The organism is Ningiella algicola, assembly GCF_028401415.2.
Taxonomy (GTDB): Bacteria; Pseudomonadota; Gammaproteobacteria; order Enterobacterales; family Alteromonadaceae; genus Glaciecola.
Genome location: NZ_CP171821.2, coordinates 3,523,658 through 3,540,913, shown reverse-complemented (window position 1 = coordinate 3,540,913; position 17,256 = coordinate 3,523,658). Strand labels below are relative to the sequence as shown.

The following is a 17,256-nucleotide window of genomic DNA, read 5'->3' as shown; positions in this document are numbered from 1 at the left end:
CAACGCTGTGCCCCCTTCACTAGGACACTCCGAACTTACGTCTAAACTTTCTCAGTAACCAAAACATCCAGGGCCAAATGAGCACGGAGCTTATGCTTGGCCATAAAAACTCGATACGAAACTCAATGCTGGTAAGCCAAAACTGAAGCCAATAAATGAGAAGGTGATACACGAAAGACAGCACGCCAACGGTTAGTGCGAGTTGTAAAATGGATTGATTGCGCATTCGCTGATAGTTAGTCGCAACAATAAATATAGGGATGGCAAGGGCAAAGCTATGTACTCCTAACGCCGTGCCATATAGCAAATCAAGAATTACCCCTGTGAGACCCGCAATGCCCACACTGACCCTATTTGGCAGAGCCATAGCCCAGTAGCACAATATGAGCAACAACCAATCTGGGCGATAAACGTCCGCTTGCGCAGGCATTGGAATGATTTGCAAGACTAGCCCAATCATAATGCTGGTGAATATGAAGGTGCTATTACCTTTCATCAACTGTTTCCCCCTCATTCTCAGTGCTCTGAGAGATATCCCCAGAGGAGGAAACTGAATTTTCTGGCGCGTCTGATTCTGACCATAGCAATAATAAATACTTGATCCGATCGAGTTTAGCGATTGGACGCGCTTTAACTTGTGCAAAGGGCTGCGTCTCATCACGCACAATTTCCGACACCGTAGCAATTGGGTAGCCTTGCGGAAATACATTTCCAAGACCGGAAGAGATGAGCACATCACCGAGCTTTAAATCGATGCTGTGAGGAACATGATCTAGCGATAGTTCATTTATGTCGCCCACACCAGATACGATGACGGTCACATTATTGCGGCTTATCCGTGCGGGAATGGCATGGGTCACATCCGAAATAAGTAATACTCGACTATTGGTTGTCCCAACCTCGATCACCTGTCCGATAATACCGCTTTCATCCAGCACTGCTTGACCTGAATATACGCCATCTAGCGCGCCTTTATTGATAACAATTTGATGACTGTAGGGGTTGTTGTCTACTGCCATAAGCTCGGCGATCATTTTGTAGGTTTGCTCTTGCACCGGCGCATCTAAAAATTCTCTGAGCTTATTATTTTCTTGCTGCAATGCTTGGAATCTCTGCAAGCGCTCGTTCATGAGCGTAATTTGCTCCGTTAAACGTTCATTTTCATCAAGCAAGTGCTGTCGGGATGTGAATCGCGTAGCACTCCAGTTGAGCAGAGCGCCCGGCATATCTGCAATATACTGCAAGGGGCTTACAAGGGAGGTCATGTATGCGCGCGCAGTGCTAACACTCTCTACGCGCGTGTCTAAATACATCGCTAGCACGGAAAATGATAGCACCAAGGCGAGGCGCGTGATTAGGGATTGGCCTCGAGGGAAGACTTCATTCATATTTAATGGACAGGCTCATTGCTGCCCTACTCATAACTAAAGAGGTCGCCACCGTGCAAATCAATCATATCGAAGGCCTTGCCGCCGCCACGCGCCACACAGGTTAGCGGATCATCAGCAATCACCACTGGAATACCTGTTTCTTCCATTAGCAAACGGTCTAGGTCTTTTAGTAATGCACCACCGCCGGTTAACACCATGCCGCGTTCAGAAATATCTGAAGCGAGCTCTGGAGGAGACTGCTCAAGAGCAACCATCACTGCACTTACGATGCCCGATAGCGGTTCTTGTAGCGCTTCGAGTATTTCATTACTGTTAAGGTTAAATCCGCGGGGAACCCCTTCCGCCAAGTTGCGACCACGCACTTCAATTTCTTTGACTTCTTCACCGGGGTAAGCCGCGCCAATTTCGTGTTTGATTCGTTCAGCGGTTGCTTCACCAATCAATGAACCAAAATTACGACGAATATAATTGATAATGGCCTCGTCGAATTTATCACCACCAATTCGGACCGATGATGAATATACCACGCCGTTCAATGAGATAATGGCAACTTCGGTTGTGCCACCGCCAATATCAACCACCATAGAGCCAGTGGCCTCTGAAACCGGCAGACCTGAGCCAATAGCCGCCGCCATTGGCTCATCAATTAAGTAAACCTCTCGGGCACCTGCACCAAGCGCTGACTCACGAATAGCGCGACGTTCAACTTGTGTTGAGCCGCATGGGACGCATACTAGAACACGAGGACTGGGTCTCAGAAAATTGTTGTCATGCACCTGCTTGATAAAGTGCTGCAGCATTTTTTCAGTCACGTAAAAGTCGGCAATTACACCATCTTTCATTGGACGAATAGCCTTAATGTTACCGGGCGTGCGACCAAGCATTTGCTTAGCGTTATGCCCAACCGCTGCCACGCTTTTTGGACCACCAGCGCGCTCTTGCCTAATAGCTACCACGGAAGGTTCATTTAGCACAATACCTTGGTCTTTTACGTATATCAGCGTGTTTGCAGTGCCCAGATCAATGGAAAGGTCGTTTGAGAACATACCTCGGAGCTTTTTGAACATGGAGTGCCTTTATTTGTTTTTGTTATGTGAGTGAAGGTCAGATGCAAAAAATTCGCCGGTTTTTATTGGAAAACGGCGTATGTTTGACTGTGTCCAACTACAATGGCGTAACTTTAACAATGCAACGCCCTTAGAGCAAGCGCCGCAAGTGGTTTTGTGCCTAAAATACGCCTTAAAAAGACTCGCGCCAGTGAATCGTTTTATCATCCCCTCGATATAGACCAAAACTCACCGCTGCACTGGGTTGATCATCGCTGTCAATATCGCCATCGCCATCCCAGTCAATATTCAAATACTCTGACCACGCTAAGCCCGTCGAATCACCATCAAGACTGATAAAAAAGCTTCCGCTTTGTGCACTACCGCTGACTATGACCGGCGATATCACAAGATCGTTCCCTGAAGAATATCCACCCATTAGGGTTGAGTTTGCCAGTAGCCCGCTGATTTCGGAAGCTAAGTTGTTTGAACTTTGTGGATCGTGGATAATGTCAATATCTCCATTTGCCTGAGTAAATTGAATGACTGTGGCGTTATCTTGGAGATTCGTTTGCCATCTGCCGTTAAGCAAGTATTGCGCAACCGCAGGCACCCGAAGCGCTCTGTCTTCAGGCCCAAAGGTATTTTCTAATGCTAACCGGCCATAGCGCATCTGCGTGCCACCCACGCTATCAATTGAAAATGACCGACATGTGCTCTCAGAGGCATTATTTTTAAAACACACATTGTCCAGGTCAGTAAAAAAGCTTGGGGCAAAGTCAATGGATAGGGCCGCATCAAAGGGGCTTGCGTCTGCGCCAGCGGGACTCGCAATTTTGTTGTATTTTAATAAGGGCTCAGATAGCCGAACAGTCGCTTTGCCGTCATATATGTTTTGATTAGATAGCATCACACTGTCTGCTTTACTGACGCTGAGAATATCGCCTGAATAAACTGAAGTGTCCGTATAATTGACAAAGCTATCGACTCTTGAGAGATCTGCTGGCAAGCGCCACAGACTGTCCGCATAATTGCGCGTCACTTGGCCCTGCGCATTGTAGGCGGTGATTTCAAGTTCAGGCTCGCTGAGTTCCAAAAATCCAAAGGCTTGCCCAACGTAGGTAAAAGTAATTGCTGATGGCTGAAGCACTGCGCTATTCACTTGTCTTACACTGAAATACGCGGGGATCACCGGCCCCAGTGCCATTTCATTGGAACTTACTTGCTTGCCCAGATAATCGTCATCTCGAACGCGAATGATGTATGTTCCGACTTCCTCAACGACAGTGTTTGAAATAGCGGCATTGCCACTAGCAAACGAAAGCGAATTTAAAGGCGCATATCGAATGGAAGTGCTAGTTGTAATGGCATTGTTGCTATTAAAATTGATTTCTGCGTCATTTCCGGAACTTGAAGAGGGTGTAACTCTTTGCGCCGACACTTCAAGCTCATTTGCCTGGTAGCTAACGAGGGTGCCACCAAGTGCTCCCTTTGCTTGTATTGTCGTCTCAAAGGCTAGTCCTGCAGTTGGCTTCGTTGGCGCAGTGTTGTCTAGCAAAAGCGAATCTGGTGCAACGCTTACTAGCGTGCTTGCCGATACACTCTCACCTGTGCCGATATCCATTGATGCAGTCAAACTCAATACACCAACATCTGCAAATGACAGACCAGCAAAGTCAGCAAGGCCGTTTGCGTCAAAATCTAGATCAATACTGCCTGAATGAGGTCCACTTGTGCTCAAAGGAATACCAGCAAAGGGAACTTGACACCCTCCAGTTAAATAGGGCGTTGACTCACTAGTAATGCACTGATATTGGATATTGATGGTTTGCGAGTTACTCACCAGGGCATCGCAACTTGCGCCACTTTTTTGAGTGGCACGCAGTCCTAAACTTGAGAAGGAGGACTCTGCCGTTAATGGCGTGCTGCTAAACTCAGTTTGACCTGTCAGCGGATTGAAAAACTCTAAACCAAATTCTTCATACTCAATCGTGCAATCGGGCTCGCAGCTAACGGGTGCAAGTGGGGTTTGCCCATCACTTCCAATAGTGAGCGTGCCCGTTTCATCATAGCTTAACTGAACCTGAGTTTGGCCTGTGAAAGTCACTAGAGATTGCGCCCAAGCATCTGCCGGTGTCAGCCTTAAGGTCGCAGGATCTGCACTGAGTTCACTGCAGTCGTCATTTGCACAGGCTTTTAAGGTAACAGATGGGCTTGCGCAGGCACTGGCGCTTTCAGGATGCTCAATGAGATAGCGCACCGTCGATTCACACGCTTGTACGTTTGCCATATCGAGCTGAGCCTGAGCCTCAGTTACCATTTGACGATACACTCGGATGTCATCAAAGTAACCGTCAGCGGAATTGCCTGTCATATCCAGCACAATATAAGTGCTTTTATTATCACCAAAAGTTAATGTTCCATACGGGGCAATATTATTATACCAACTGCCCCATGACTGACGGTGATACTCTCGACCGTTTAATAAGATAGTCATAAAGCGCGCGTCGTAGTTCCAACTTAGCGCAATATGCACCCACTCATTTGCTTTTATCCCCGGGATGGCGGTTCTCGCCCATACATCTCTGTCATTTTCGTCCTCGGCACCAAAGGAAAGTGAGCCATTGTCGCGAATACTCAAGTAAAAGAACTTATTTCCACGAGTCGCGTCAAGCAGTTGCTTTGGTCCATCACCGCCCCAGTCAGATGTTGAGCGATACCAAAATGATACTCCCCCCTGATTGCCGATGTCGTTAAGGTCAATGCCAGTATCGAAATTCTCGAAGTTGCTGCGTGAGCGCGAGTCAGGCACCTCCAAGGCTCGACATGCAATGTTGTCACTGGGCAATACGGTCGACAAATTTCGTTGAAACTGCCCTGTGTTGCCATTACCGCTGACATCGTTGACAAAGTCGCCGCTTATATCGGCGTCGTCAAATGTGTATTGCGCTACCAAAAATGAGCACGAGGAGCACACATAGTCGCTGTCGTTGTACCATGCGTTTACATCTGCTGCAGAGGGCTGATTGCGATAAATTTTGACATCATCCAGCTCGCCTTTTAAAAAGTTATTTAAACTACTGGTTGACGGACTATTGCCAGCAGATATTGTCCCCAATGCACCGAGCACTAAGTCGGCTGAGTTTTGATCCCATGCGGTTGTTAAAAAAGGATCTGCAAACACCTCAGTCCCGTCTAAATAAATTTGGAGGCCCTGGGCGCCGAAACTCAATACCATATGATGCCATGTGTTCTCGCTAACAAGGCCTGATCCAGTGAAACGCACTCTTGCACTGTCAGTTTGAATCCGTCCGGCAAGTCTTCCGCCTTCGGTCACTCTCACTAGAGTGTATCCCTCGCTCGAATCATCTGGCACACCTTTGGAAAACAGGGTATTGCCAAGTTGCTGGCTGCCGCTGCTAAAAACCAAAGGATTGGAGGTATGAGATAAATCGTCAATTTTGAACCAAAGCGCTATTGCACCGCCACTGTTTTGGTAATCGCTTTGATTAGGAACATGCACAAAGGATGTATCGCCATCTAGCTTGAGACCTTGACAAAAACGACTCGCTACCTCAGTGGAGACGCCGTTGTAACTGGTGCCGTTGTATCCGCTTACGACATCAACAATTTCATTTGCCTCAATACTGCAAATATCGGAAGAAAAGTGGGAAAGTAAAACCGGAGAGTTAGAACAACTGTCACAGCTTTGCGCTGCCAAGGTGTATAAGCGCGAAACTTGCGCCGCATTTAGCTGCACATCAAATACCTTAAGCTCGTCTAGGCTGCCTTTGAAAAAGTCGCGCAACTGGGATGATCGTTCAATATTGGCCGACAAGTTGAATTGACGGCTACTCGCCCCAAGCGCCATATCCAATCCGTTTGGTTGCAGCTTAGCGCTGGTATTGCTGGTGTCGCTGCCGCGAAGCGCACCATCGGTGTATAAGTAAACACCTGAAGGCCCCCATGTGAGCGTAACATGATGCCACGCCCCTTCAGTGATAACTGGGCTTGTGGTAAACCATGTGTTGTTTTCTCCTCTTAAATTGAGTAATAACTGACCAGATGGCTCTAAAAGTAGCGACAGCCTATCGTCAATCTCGCCATTGACAGCATCTTTTGACACAATCCCTTGACGGCCTGCTGAGGGCGCATTGCTAAAACTCAAATCCTCAGCATTTACCCACAGCGATAAGCTGCCCTGCTGCAAATCAAACCAACCGGCATCTTGAATATCAATAGCGGTTTTATCGCCATCAAAGTATGCGCCTTGGCAATACTTCCCATCAAAGTCTACGCTAACGCCGTTTAGCGCGTCAGCGTCATTACTGCCAATTTCGTCTTTTATGCCCTTATTACGCTGCGGCGATAAGCACATATCCATAGAGTAGTGCACAATGGGATTGGGCAAGAGCGCGTTCAGTCCACAAGCAGCATTGAAGTTCGCTTGTTCGATTTGTGCTACCTGATAAGTAACCGTTGCATTTTGAGCGAGTTGAACGCTTTGCGCGTTTATCGCACCATAAAATTGCGTATTTTGACCAAGATTCACCTCTCCCAAGGCATAAAGATATGCACTTGCTGTGGCGCCACTGCCCATACTCACATTGCCCGAAGCACTGATAACCAGCTGGTCAGCACTACCTGAGGCGTTTATTTGAACAGTGCTCCCCAAACTAGCGGAGTTGACATAGATAATTGCGCGATTTCCCGTAGTGACGTTTATCCTGGCACTAGTAGACATAGATAGTTCGTCAATAAAATACACACCCGATGTCAGCACAATCTGAGCGTTATCGGCAAGGGTAAGCCTTGCGATCCGCACTTGACCGTCTTGCCCTTGCACCGTTATGCGACCATTTGCTTGAATACTGACTTGATCGAGGTCAACTTGATTCATCGTTTGCGAGCCGTTTAACGCGACGGTTACATCCGTTGAGCTTGTGGTGGTTTGAAAGGCAGGGAAGTTTAGTGAAGCTGTATTGCTTCCACTTGTGGTACAAGCAGCGCTATCGCAACTAGCAGCAGACAAATCAGTCAAAATGCCAATATCTAAAACGGTATCTGATCCAATTAGCTTGCTGTTTGCTGCAAAAGATACGCTGCCGTTACTGGCAAACGAGGCAACGGGGTCGGGGAAGAAGTCTAAACATTGTGTTGCAAAGCTTTTAGGGCTTAGCAGAAATATCATCAACAACGAAGTAGCAAAAAAGCTTTTTCGAAGACCTTGGAAGCTTTGACAACTCACGGCAATTCCTCCTGCATCGCATCCACATAGAGCGTTCGGCTTACTACGCCACTTCCCGTATCGCAAAATCCAGTGCTGGAGTAGCGATAGTAGCGAGAATTTGCGGTATTAAAGGTAATGTCATCAGACGAGCAAGTTGCGGTGTAACGGCAATTTTGGAAGCCATCGACTTGTGAGAAACTTGCACTGCTGTTGATGGTAGTGCTACAGCTTTGCGCGGGTGAAGATAAGGGAAAGCTCGCAGCAATCAGCGTTTCAAGGCCTGCATGCGCAGCTTGCTGTGCACGTAATCCGTAAACCTCGTGCACCACAGACTTACTGGAGCCTGAGATGATGGTGATCATCGTACCTGCAAGCAAACTTAGGATGACCAACACAAAAAGTGCAATGACCAGCATGCTACCACTTTGCTTGTTGACGCTTATTTTATTAGGGAACATTCGGCGTATGCACCTCTTTAATAAAACTGATTTGCTCATCTTCTCTTGAAAGAATAAAGCGCAGTTGTGTGTAGGCGTTTCGTCTTAAGGAGCTGTCAAATATCCTAAAAGGGTCTTGGTCACCCGGCGAGATACTTGGGTCTGCCGACAGAATGTTGTTTATGTTTTCAGCCATTAATACCCCGCCACTTGTATATAAGCTTTGCGCGCCACTGATGTTACTTACATGTCGATAAACTGCGTTTGAGCGCACGCAATAGCTAATGGCTTGATCCGCAATGTAAATTCGCTTAGAGGGCGAGTCAGTGAAAAATCCGTCCCCCAAGCTCAACTGAACAATTGAGTCTGCATCAGTGGCTGTTGAACAATCATTGTCGTCATCATCGCAAGATAAAATTGGACGCATTCGAATATCATCAGCGTTGTCGGGATTTGGCACACCATAAACATGTTCCGCGCGCAATGGGTAAACGATGGCTACGTCATTTGCGTCCGGTACATAGACCTGGCCTTGCAAATCGTTACTCATCTCAATTAAATCAACCGTTGCCCCGGACTCGTCTACAAGCGGAATATCGAGGTAATAGGTATTCCAATTAATGGGCACAAATTCAAGGCAATGAGCGCTTGCGTTGCCTGTAAGGCGCACTGAATTTGGCACCGCATCACTAAGTTCTCGGGTGAGGCGCTCCACAAAAAAACTGCCGTCTCTGAGTAACGCTTCTCGTTCTGTCATATCTAAATAGGCAGACGTGGCACTTCGCACAAAACCTGCAATGCCCAGACCCACGATCCCTAAAATGACAATTACCAAAATAAGCTCAACTAAGGTGAAACCACTCGCTCGTTTATGCATCAGTAATTCTCCCGATACATTGAAAACGCAAGGCTTTCGTTTGCAGGCGTGAATACTTCTATTCTAATGAGCTTCTTATTTCCCTGATACGTGCCAGTGTCAAGAACACTATCTGCATCAACATCGTCATCGTTGATGCCATCTGCATTATCGTCGTAGATTACGCTCACTTGGGCACGAAAACCTGCGTACACATCAACGCCCGCAAAACGCGTATTCATACTCAGCGAATTGGCGATATCAGAGCCATCTAGGAACAAACCATGATAATCATCGACATCATCAAACAAATCGCGACTTTCGCCTGCATCTGGTCCAAGGCTTGCACTTTGTGTGCAGGCGGTGTCGACATTGCAAGGGGCATTGCTGGTACCAAAACTTGAGTTCTCATCAAATGCTTTGGCTCGAATTTCGTTACTCAGCGATTGTGCAAGGGTTACGGCTCGCACTTGCCATATGGGGTCGATGCCCTTGCTTACCTGTGGAATAAACACATTGGCTAAAGCCACCAGGGCCACAGCGAACACCACCATACCCAAAATGAGTTCAATTAAGGTAAAACCGCCATTAGAAGAAGATTGAAAACCCGAGTTAGCAATCATGAACATAGCCCTGTGAACTAATACACACTTTTGCAGTAGCTGCGCCAATGAAAGACAGCTCGCAACCCGCGGTACATTGCCCTCGACTGCTGATGGGCTGACCTAGTGAGTTAAACTCAACAAAACTTATTGCTAAACCTGAATCAAGCGCTTCAATGTCTATATTTTGCGCGGATAATTCGTTGCTAGCACTTCGAAGATAGCTCGGGGCAGTAAAATCAATCGTGTTAGCACAGGTGTTGCTTTCATTACCGCTTTGATAGTTGTTAGTGGCCGGACCAAAGGCTGCTTCTGTGCTTGAGGATGAGATGCTGACGTTTAGTTTGTAGCAAAATCCTGCTCGGGTGTCGTACATGGACTTTATTTGTAAAGTGCGAAGCGCGGTTTTCAAACGCTGCTGTAGCGCAAACTCGGCATAGGTATCGGTTCCAGAGAATCGGGGGATGGCGACAATGGAGACGATGCCCAAAACAACAAGGACTGTGATCAACTCAACGAGGGTAAAACCTCGTTGAGTAAAATGGAGCTTGATTAACATACGCCCTCTGTTTTCATGAGATAGCTATGACTAATCTAATTAATATTCGCTTGCATCAATTCAGTCGGCTTTGTTTCCTTAACCACTTAGCACTGCGTGGCGACTACACTGTACGTTGGCACCTGATTGACCCCGGGTGGATTCGTGTATTCTAAATAACATGTCGAAGTGCTTGCAGCTTCACCCTCAAAGGTAATACGAAACGCAGTTGCAGACATACGCGTTAGGTCAAACTCATCGTCGCTTATATCAAGAAAATTACCCGCACCTCTTACCGGCGTGCTTCCAGACACATCGTCTGAAATACTCGTGAATGCTCCAGCATCCGGATAACCAAATTCAGTTGGTATGACGATACCGTTTATTGTTACTTCAGCGTTTGCATCCGCCGTTGCCAAGCGCTGAACGCCTGCTATAGCCGCCTTTGCAAAGACAAGTTGAGAAGCGCCTTGTAAGGCCCCTTTAACGCCATTTAGCGTGCCTTCGCGTGCATCACTTTGAATATCAATAAAGCGAGGCGCTGCAGTCACTGCCAGTATGCCTAAAATAACAATAACGATGATGAGTTCGATTAGCGTGAAGCCACGTTGTTGTTTCATGTAAAAATCCTCAAATATAAAATTAGTTATTGCTAAATACTTGTACTTGCCCAATGCGTGGGTCGTAGACAAAACCGTTACCAATATTCGTTGTTAACGGCTGATTGGCTAAATTCTTTACCGTTTGCATCAAATAATAGTGACACACATCGTTATTGCCGGAGCCCGCTGCTTGGTTCACGTTGGTAAAGTAGGTAAATTCTTCCGCCACATTAGGATTCCAGACAGAGGTGATAGTAGGTGCACTTTGCATAATCAAATTAAAAATGCTCTCACAGTCGGTGCGCGTCACATCGACATCTTCAGTGCTTGCGCCATTACCCACTTGTCCACTGGGGTAGCCTGTGTCCGCATCGACGGCAATTCTGATCCCCTCAATGGTGACGAAAGTTTGATTGGCTGCGAGGTTATTCGATGGACGCCCTTCAATTTCCCACTGCGCACGCACAAGGCCAACACCTGTTGCAAACCCGCCAGAGACCCCTTCTACGGTTGCGTCTTCGGCATCTTCAGTCACGTTTAAAAACCGTGGTATAGCGGTGGCGGCCAAAAGCCCCAGTATGACTACCACAATAACTAATTCAATTAAGGTAAAACCCTTGTTCGCGTTATTCAGTTTTGTTGGCATGCTTTTCATGTCCTAAATTCGTTTCTACTTCGCCTGTTTCTCAGGTTTTGATGGTTTACTTAGCGCTTGCTGTTTAGTTGCCGCTCGTAATGCGTTCATAAGTGAGAACCCTAGCGAGAACTGTGCCAATACCGTAACGCCTCTACGCTTGTGGGACCGCCGCTCAACTTTGTCTCATGGAATGTCTTGCGTATATGCGCCGCTATCTGCGGCATCATCGCTGAGTTGATAAGCGAAGGTGCTTTGAGCCACCTTAAAATTACAGCTACGTTCTAAGTCCGAACTGATACTAACGCCCCGATCAATGGACGAACCGTCAATAAACCAGTTTAAAAACTTGCGACAACTGTGCGGGTTGATGTCGATTTTTGGCCGGCCATCTGAGTGAAGACTGATCGTAATTGCTTGATTATGGGTTCGCGGCTGAAACACTATCTGCTCAGGCTTACCCTCACTTGCCCACTGTCCATGAATTTGCGCAAGGCCGCTCTCCACTTTGTGCCGTAACACTTCAACACCATGGTTCTGCCATTTATCGTTATGCGAAAACATATGCAAAGCAGCAAGCGCTACTACAGTAATCACAATAAAAATGGTCACGGCAATTTGCCATGGCCTCAACGCATACATCTACTTTACTACTCCCATCATGTCCCACATTGGGGTAAATATTCCCAGCGCCAAAACAAGCACCATGACTGCAACAATCGATATTAATATCGGCTCTATTTTTGAAGTCAGACTCTTGATGTCGTACTCAACTTCTCGCTCGTAAAAATCAGCAACTTCGGCCAAAAGCTCATCCACACGGCCAGTCTCTTCTCCCACATTTATCATTTGCAGTACAAGCGGTGTGAATAATTCACTGCTGGCGGACACTCTGCTCAAACTATCCCCTTTTTCGATGCGTTTTCGCATGCCAATAATGGCTTGATGCATGTGCGCGTTGCCTACTGCCTCAGCGACCAATGACAGCGCAGACGTTAGCGGTACACCGGCTTTTAGCATCAAAGTAAAGCTTCGTGAAAAACGGGCGAGTAATGAACGCTCTATTATGTCGCCCACCACCGGTATTCGTAGCTTCAAATAGTCCCACTTTAAACGCCCTTTTTGGGTATCTTTGTAGTGCTTAATTATCAAAACTGATACCAAAATTGTGCCCAGCAATATATACCATCGATGGATAAAAAAATCGGACATGGCAAGCAAGAAGCGAGTCATCAGAGGAAGTTGGGTATCAAACTTCTCAAACATCCCGGCAAATACTGGAATAACAAAGATGTTCATCACCACAAGCGCACCGATTAATGCAACGATGACAAAACTCGGGTATCGGGTGGCACTTTTGATTTGTTTGCGGGTTTCTTGTTCGCGCTCCAAATACTGAGAAAGCTGCAAAAATGCGCTTTCTAATTGACCGGTATTTTCACCCACATGAATAATGCTCACGAACAATTGCGAAAACACTCGCGGGTGCTGCGCCATGGCCGACGATAAATTACGGCCTTTTTCTAATTGGTCAATAATATCGAAAAGCGCAACTCGTAAACGCAAACACTTAGTGCTAGTCAGTCCAGAGACCGAGCGGATAATTGGGATACCGGCTTTGGTCAACGAGTACATTTGGCGGCAAAATATCACTAAATCTTGTATTTTGACCTTGGGTGTTAAGAAGTTTACCGACTCTCTGTCAGCACTAGCGCTGCTTTGTTTGCGCTTACCCCTTGTGTCGGATGTCTTATCTGCAAGCGCAATGCTTACCGGCGTGATTTGCTTCGTCAGCAAGGTCTTTGCGACAGACTGTTCGTCAACTGAGTCCAGGGTGCCGCGAATGACCTCTCCTTGCGCGTTTCTTCCTAAATACTGATAGCTTTCCACTACTCAATATCCTCAAGCTTAAGCTTATTTGCGGACATGTCTTTATTTGAAACACTTTGCTCGGGCACTTTCTCTTGAGATTGATTTTCGTAAGGCTGTTTTTTGTGAGGCTCCGCAACCGGCTCCATGAACTGCGTTTCATCTATTAGCTCAATCAATTTGAGTACTTCATCAAGACTAGTCATTCCCTGTTTGGCATAGTCTAAGGCCGCCATTGCGAGCGGTTTGTAATGCTCATGTAATTGAGCCTGTTTGCTAAATTCAGCAGTATCACCACTTTTTAAAGCATGCATCATCGCTTCATTCATTTCGAGCAGCTCAAAAACGCCAATACGACCTTTATAGCCTGTATAGTTGCAAGTCTGACAACCACCTGCATGTTTGTAGTCTTGGTTGATATGGCTTTCATCCATGCGAGATAACCACAGACTCTGCTCGGATGTAGGCGGGGCACTATGTGCGCATCGCTCGCACAATTTTCGCACCAAACGTTGGGCGACAATGCCTCTGAGCGAGCTAGCCACCAAATAGCCGGGTGCGCCCATATCAATTAAGCGTATTGCCGAGCTTATGGCGTCGTTGGTATGCAAGGTGGATAGAACCAAATGACCGGTGAGCGCGCCGCGAAGTCCAATCTCAACGGTTTCTTGATCGCGCATTTCTCCCACCATCAAAATATCGGGATCTTGGCGCAGTGTGGTACGAAGCACGTTAGCGAAGGTCAAATCAATTTTGGGGTTAACCTGCACCTGGTTAATTCGAGGCAAACGGTACTCGACTGGGTCCTCCACCGTAATAATTTTACTTTCTGGTTTATTAAGTTCATTGAGCGAACCATAGAGCGTGGTCGTTTTCCCCGATCCGGTAGGGCCGGTGACTAAAATCATGCCGTGAGGTCGCCCTAACAAATGTCGAAAGCGCTTCATCATTGAGGCGGGCATACCCGTTTGTTCAAGCGATAATATACCTTGAGATTGATCTAAGAGCCTTAACACCACTGACTCGCCGTGTTGAATAGGCATGGTCGATACACGTATATCAATATCTCTGTTTTTTATCTTCACCTGTGTTCGGCCGTCTTGCGGTAAACGCTTTTCAGAAATATCCAATCCCGACATTAGCTTCAGGCGCAAAACAAGCGCCGCAGCAATGCTATGCTGAGGAATTAAGTTCTCTTGTAGTACCCCATCTACGCGCTGACGGATGCGCAAGTGCTCTTCACCTGGCTCAATATGAATGTCAGACGCTTTTGCCAATACGGCATCTTCAAAAATAGACTGCAAGAGCTTCGCTACGAGGTTATCTTCGTCGTCATTTAGGTCTTTACCTAACTGAAACTCTTCACCATCTTGATACTCGTCTGCAAGCTCGGTCGCAAATGAAGCGATTTCTTCGGTTTTTCGATAGAAACTCTCATACGCGGTAAACAGCTGTGATTCACTGACCACGGCAAGCTCAATAGGCTTGGGTAATTTTGCGCTTAGCTCATCGACCGCATTAATATCGGCGGGGTCTGTCATCGCCACAAGCAAGCGTTCTCCTATGTCATCAATGACAAGCGCACGATAGCGTCTAGCCTGAATCTCAGGCAATAGGCGCACTGCGCTTTGATTCACGCGATAGTCTTGAATATCAATGGCTTGCACATTGAGATGTTTCGATAGTAGCTCTAACAGCTGCATCTCGCTCACCAAATTCATGGCGATTAAGGTGGCACCAAGTTTGCGCCCGCTTTGGCGTTGTTCCGCCAGCGCATCTTTTAACTGACTATCGTTGATGAGACCATTTTGAACCAGTAGGTCACCGAGTCTGAGTTTTGCTCTTTGTACCATTAAATTTGCCTCGTCAATACGGCTATGCGTTGCTCAACGAATTGATTAACGTCTGTGGGCAACTGATTGAGGTTTTGTACTTGATAATAAGACTCGATGGCCTGTGCGCTCATTGACAGCTTGTCTTGGCTTACACCCAAGCCCAACCACCATTTTGCGTTATTGGGCTCACGTGTAGTCAGCAGAGTGTAGTCTTCATAAGCACTGCTATACTCGCCCATTCGCTCACCCAGTGCCGCTCTAAAACTGATTAATTCTATGTCCGCTAGATGTGGATAAGGATGAGATTTTAAGGTCTGAAGTGCTTGAGAATACTCGCCGGTTTTATACAGCAGTCGTGCTAACATCACGCGCATATCGCTGTCTGCTGGTGCATGCGGCAAACCGGCCTTAAGCACAATAGACGCTTGCTCATAGGCTTGCCGTGAAAAAAGCACCGACGCTAATTGTTTACGGGCGCGCGAGTCTTGTGGGTAAAGCTCTACTAGCGTGCTTAGTGCGCTTATCGCAGCGCCGATATCATTGTCGATAAGTGCCACTCGCGCCTGCTCGCGAAGTATAGATTGTTTAGTTTCATCACCACTGCTTGGTAAGACACGAAAGGCTTGTTCTTCTGCTTGTTGAGCAGATGCCTGATTGACAACATCCGTACTGGATACATAAGCATTATTTGACATCAACGGCGGGGCTTCATCTGTAAGCTGTTGAGCGACAATAAGCGTTTGATTACCGTCGTCATTCACCCTTGGTTCGAGCATCTCAATGCTCGTATTATTCGAATCATTATCCAGCGCTGTATCGTCAACAGACTGTTCAGTCTTGCCAGGTAAGTTGTCCACAGAAGCGATGCCAAAACCCGATACGTTCTTATTTTGCTGAGTCAGTTGTGTCTGGCGTTGTTTGGCAACAAGGGCTGCGTTATCAAGCTGTGTTTTAGCGTGTAATGCAAGAGAATCCGCAATAAGCGCTTGATTAGCCTCTTGCTGATGCAGCGCGCTCATCAAATTTTGGTTTTGCCAAAACAGTGCTATTGCGCATACGAGCGTGCCTAGACCCAAAACGAACATAAGCGGCTTTCTAAAGCGGATATTGTTTAGCTCTCGTTTTGACGTGTTCGCGCTTGCAGAATCAGTTACGTAGTCTGCACTAAAGGCCTGCCCTTGTTTGTTTTGTGCCTGCTGCTTTGCAAGGCGTCTTCTCGCCTCCAAATCTTGCAGCATTTTGTTGACCACACTCACTTAGATACCATCGCCATAAGTTGCCCCATCTCCTGAATCGCTGCGTAGCTGTGAGAAAATCCAAGCGCAAAGATGGCGAGAAGAGCAAGCGTCGCTGCGGGTAAAAGCCATTTGTTGAATCGATATAGCCAGCGCATTTGGTGAGCAGTTTCTGCCGCTTCTGTATCCAACGCGGCAAGCTTGATATGTTGTTCGCTCACTGTTTTCGCACCTTCTCCAAAACAAAGCATTAGCGCCTTATGGCACACGATATTGACAAGCCTTGGCGTTCCGCGGGTAAACCTTTGTATTTTCTCGCAGACTTTCGCTTCAAAAACCTCCCCATTTGGATGCCCAGCAACCCGCATACGGTGACGAATATACTGATAAATCTGATCAGCATTCATTTGCTGCAAATGATAGGAAAAGGTAATGCGCTGACGTAATTGTCTCAGTGAATCCTGTGCAATTTTTGCATTAAGCTCAGGTTGACCAAATAGCACAACCTGCATCAGTTTTTGCGACTCAGTTTCTAAGTTTGTCATCAAACGAAGCGCTTCGATGCTGTCGTCTGGGAGTGCTTGCGCTTCATCAATAATTAATACTGCAGAGCGCTTACTCTTGCGAATTTCAATTAAACGCTTTTGTATGCGCTGGCTAAATTCCTGCTGGTCACTGTCATTGCTTAGCTCTACGCCTAACTCTGAGGCCACAGCACGTCTCAATTCCTGCGGATTGAGATAAGGATTGGGGATATAAGCGGTAACAAAATGCTCATCAAGTTCATTCAATAGCTTACGACAAATGAGCGTTTTACCTGTGCCCACTTCGCCCGTCACTTTAATGAAGCCTTCACCGGCACTTAGGGCGGTGCTGAGGACTTCAATCGCCTCTTTGTGCGACGGTAAACCAAAAAAGAATTGCGTGTTTGGCGTCAAGGTAAACGGTAATTCCCTGATCCCAAAGTGATACAAGTACATG

At 46.9% G+C, this 17,256-nt stretch carries 15 protein-coding genes; all 15 read right to left on the bottom strand.

The genetic code is table 11. The annotated features are described in order from the left end of the window. Positions 1 to 19: 19 nt before the first annotated feature. The 15 genes from mreD to PN836_RS15350 all read right to left on the bottom strand — a co-directional run bounded on the left by mreD (position 20) and on the right by PN836_RS15350 (position 17,255). Entirely contained in the window at positions 20 to 496 is a 477-nt protein-coding gene (gene mreD, locus PN836_RS15420) for a rod shape-determining protein MreD (protein ID WP_395339884.1), read from the bottom strand. Further along, positions 486 to 1,388, bottom strand: a complete 903-nt coding sequence (gene mreC, locus PN836_RS15415) for a rod shape-determining protein MreC (protein WP_395339882.1) — start codon at positions 1,386 to 1,388, stop codon at positions 486 to 488. The genes mreD and mreC overlap by 11 nt, the downstream gene beginning before the upstream one ends. A 26-nt stretch (positions 1,389 to 1,414) precedes the next feature. Beyond that, positions 1,415 to 2,458, bottom strand: a complete 1,044-nt coding sequence (locus PN836_RS15410) for a rod shape-determining protein (RefSeq protein WP_395339879.1) — start codon at positions 2,456 to 2,458, stop codon at positions 1,415 to 1,417. Between the two features lie 172 nt (positions 2,459 to 2,630). Beyond that, positions 2,631 to 7,685, bottom strand: a complete 5,055-nt coding sequence (locus PN836_RS15405) for a DUF6701 domain-containing protein (RefSeq protein ID WP_395339877.1) — start codon at positions 7,683 to 7,685, stop codon at positions 2,631 to 2,633. Next, positions 7,682 to 8,125: a type II secretory pathway component gene (locus PN836_RS15400; protein WP_395339875.1), complete on the bottom strand. Its 444-nt coding sequence runs from the start codon at positions 8,123 to 8,125 to the stop codon at positions 7,682 to 7,684. The genes PN836_RS15405 and PN836_RS15400 overlap by 4 nt, the downstream gene beginning before the upstream one ends. Further along, the gene (locus PN836_RS15395; RefSeq protein WP_395339873.1) at positions 8,115 to 8,981 is read right to left on the bottom strand and encodes a type II secretion system protein J; all 867 of its coding nucleotides are present in this window, start codon (positions 8,979 to 8,981) and stop codon (positions 8,115 to 8,117) included. Before PN836_RS15395 ends, PN836_RS15400 begins: the two co-directional genes overlap by 11 nt. Continuing rightward, positions 8,981 to 9,583, bottom strand: a complete 603-nt coding sequence (locus PN836_RS15390) for a type IV pilus modification PilV family protein (protein ID WP_395339871.1) — start codon at positions 9,581 to 9,583, stop codon at positions 8,981 to 8,983. The genes PN836_RS15395 and PN836_RS15390 overlap by 1 nt, the downstream gene beginning before the upstream one ends. Beyond that, complete coding sequence (locus tag PN836_RS15385; protein ID WP_395339868.1) at positions 9,573 to 10,121, bottom strand: pilus assembly FimT family protein; 549 nt, start codon at positions 10,119 to 10,121, stop codon at positions 9,573 to 9,575. The genes PN836_RS15390 and PN836_RS15385 overlap by 11 nt, the downstream gene beginning before the upstream one ends. An 86-nt stretch (positions 10,122 to 10,207) precedes the next feature. Further along, the gene (locus PN836_RS15380; RefSeq protein WP_395339865.1) at positions 10,208 to 10,720 is read right to left on the bottom strand and encodes a prepilin-type N-terminal cleavage/methylation domain-containing protein; all 513 of its coding nucleotides are present in this window, start codon (positions 10,718 to 10,720) and stop codon (positions 10,208 to 10,210) included. A gap of 22 nt (positions 10,721 to 10,742) precedes the next feature. Next, complete coding sequence (locus PN836_RS15375) at positions 10,743 to 11,348, bottom strand: type IV pilin protein (protein ID WP_395339863.1); 606 nt, start codon at positions 11,346 to 11,348, stop codon at positions 10,743 to 10,745. A gap of 174 nt (positions 11,349 to 11,522) precedes the next feature. After that, positions 11,523 to 11,948, bottom strand: coding sequence for a hypothetical protein (locus PN836_RS15370; protein WP_395339860.1), 426 nt, complete (start codon positions 11,946 to 11,948; stop codon positions 11,523 to 11,525). A 30-nt stretch (positions 11,949 to 11,978) separates the two neighbouring features. Then, entirely contained in the window at positions 11,979 to 13,226 is a 1,248-nt protein-coding gene (locus tag PN836_RS15365) for a type II secretion system F family protein (protein WP_395339859.1), read from the bottom strand. Beyond that, on the bottom strand, positions 13,226 to 15,058 hold the full coding sequence (locus PN836_RS15360; protein WP_395339857.1) for a GspE/PulE family protein: 1,833 nt from the start codon (positions 15,056 to 15,058) through the stop codon (positions 13,226 to 13,228). Before PN836_RS15360 ends, PN836_RS15365 begins: the two co-directional genes overlap by 1 nt. After that, positions 15,058 to 16,296, bottom strand: a complete 1,239-nt coding sequence (locus tag PN836_RS15355) for a tetratricopeptide repeat protein (protein WP_395339854.1) — start codon at positions 16,294 to 16,296, stop codon at positions 15,058 to 15,060. The genes PN836_RS15360 and PN836_RS15355 overlap by 1 nt, the downstream gene beginning before the upstream one ends. After that, positions 16,293 to 17,255 (bottom strand): ExeA family protein, encoded by a 963-nt coding sequence (locus PN836_RS15350; protein ID WP_395339853.1) that lies wholly within the window; start codon positions 17,253 to 17,255, stop codon positions 16,293 to 16,295. Before PN836_RS15350 ends, PN836_RS15355 begins: the two co-directional genes overlap by 4 nt. Between the last annotated feature and the right edge of the window lies 1 nt (position 17,256).

Coding starts and splice junctions, on each gene's coding strand:
- PN836_RS15375 (WP_395339863.1), bottom strand. CDS start 11,348: ATGCCAACAAAACTGAATAACGCGAACAAGGGTTTTACCTTAATTGAA.
- PN836_RS15390 (WP_395339871.1), bottom strand. CDS start 9,583: ATGATTGCTAACTCGGGTTTTCAATCTTCTTCTAATGGCGGTTTTACC.
- PN836_RS15410 (WP_395339879.1), bottom strand. CDS start 2,458: ATGTTCAAAAAGCTCCGAGGTATGTTCTCAAACGACCTTTCCATTGAT.
- PN836_RS15360 (WP_395339857.1), bottom strand. CDS start 15,058: ATGGTACAAAGAGCAAAACTCAGACTCGGTGACCTACTGGTTCAAAAT.
- PN836_RS15400 (WP_395339875.1), bottom strand. CDS start 8,125: ATGTTCCCTAATAAAATAAGCGTCAACAAGCAAAGTGGTAGCATGCTG.
- PN836_RS15385 (WP_395339868.1), bottom strand. CDS start 10,121: ATGTTAATCAAGCTCCATTTTACTCAACGAGGTTTTACCCTCGTTGAG.
- PN836_RS15395 (WP_395339873.1), bottom strand. CDS start 8,981: ATGCATAAACGAGCGAGTGGTTTCACCTTAGTTGAGCTTATTTTGGTA.
- PN836_RS15380 (WP_395339865.1), bottom strand. CDS start 10,720: ATGAAACAACAACGTGGCTTCACGCTAATCGAACTCATCATCGTTATT.
- mreC (WP_395339882.1), bottom strand. CDS start 1,388: ATGAATGAAGTCTTCCCTCGAGGCCAATCCCTAATCACGCGCCTCGCC.
- mreD (WP_395339884.1), bottom strand. CDS start 496: ATGAAAGGTAATAGCACCTTCATATTCACCAGCATTATGATTGGGCTA.
- PN836_RS15350 (WP_395339853.1), bottom strand. CDS start 17,255: ATGTACTTGTATCACTTTGGGATCAGGGAATTACCGTTTACCTTGACG.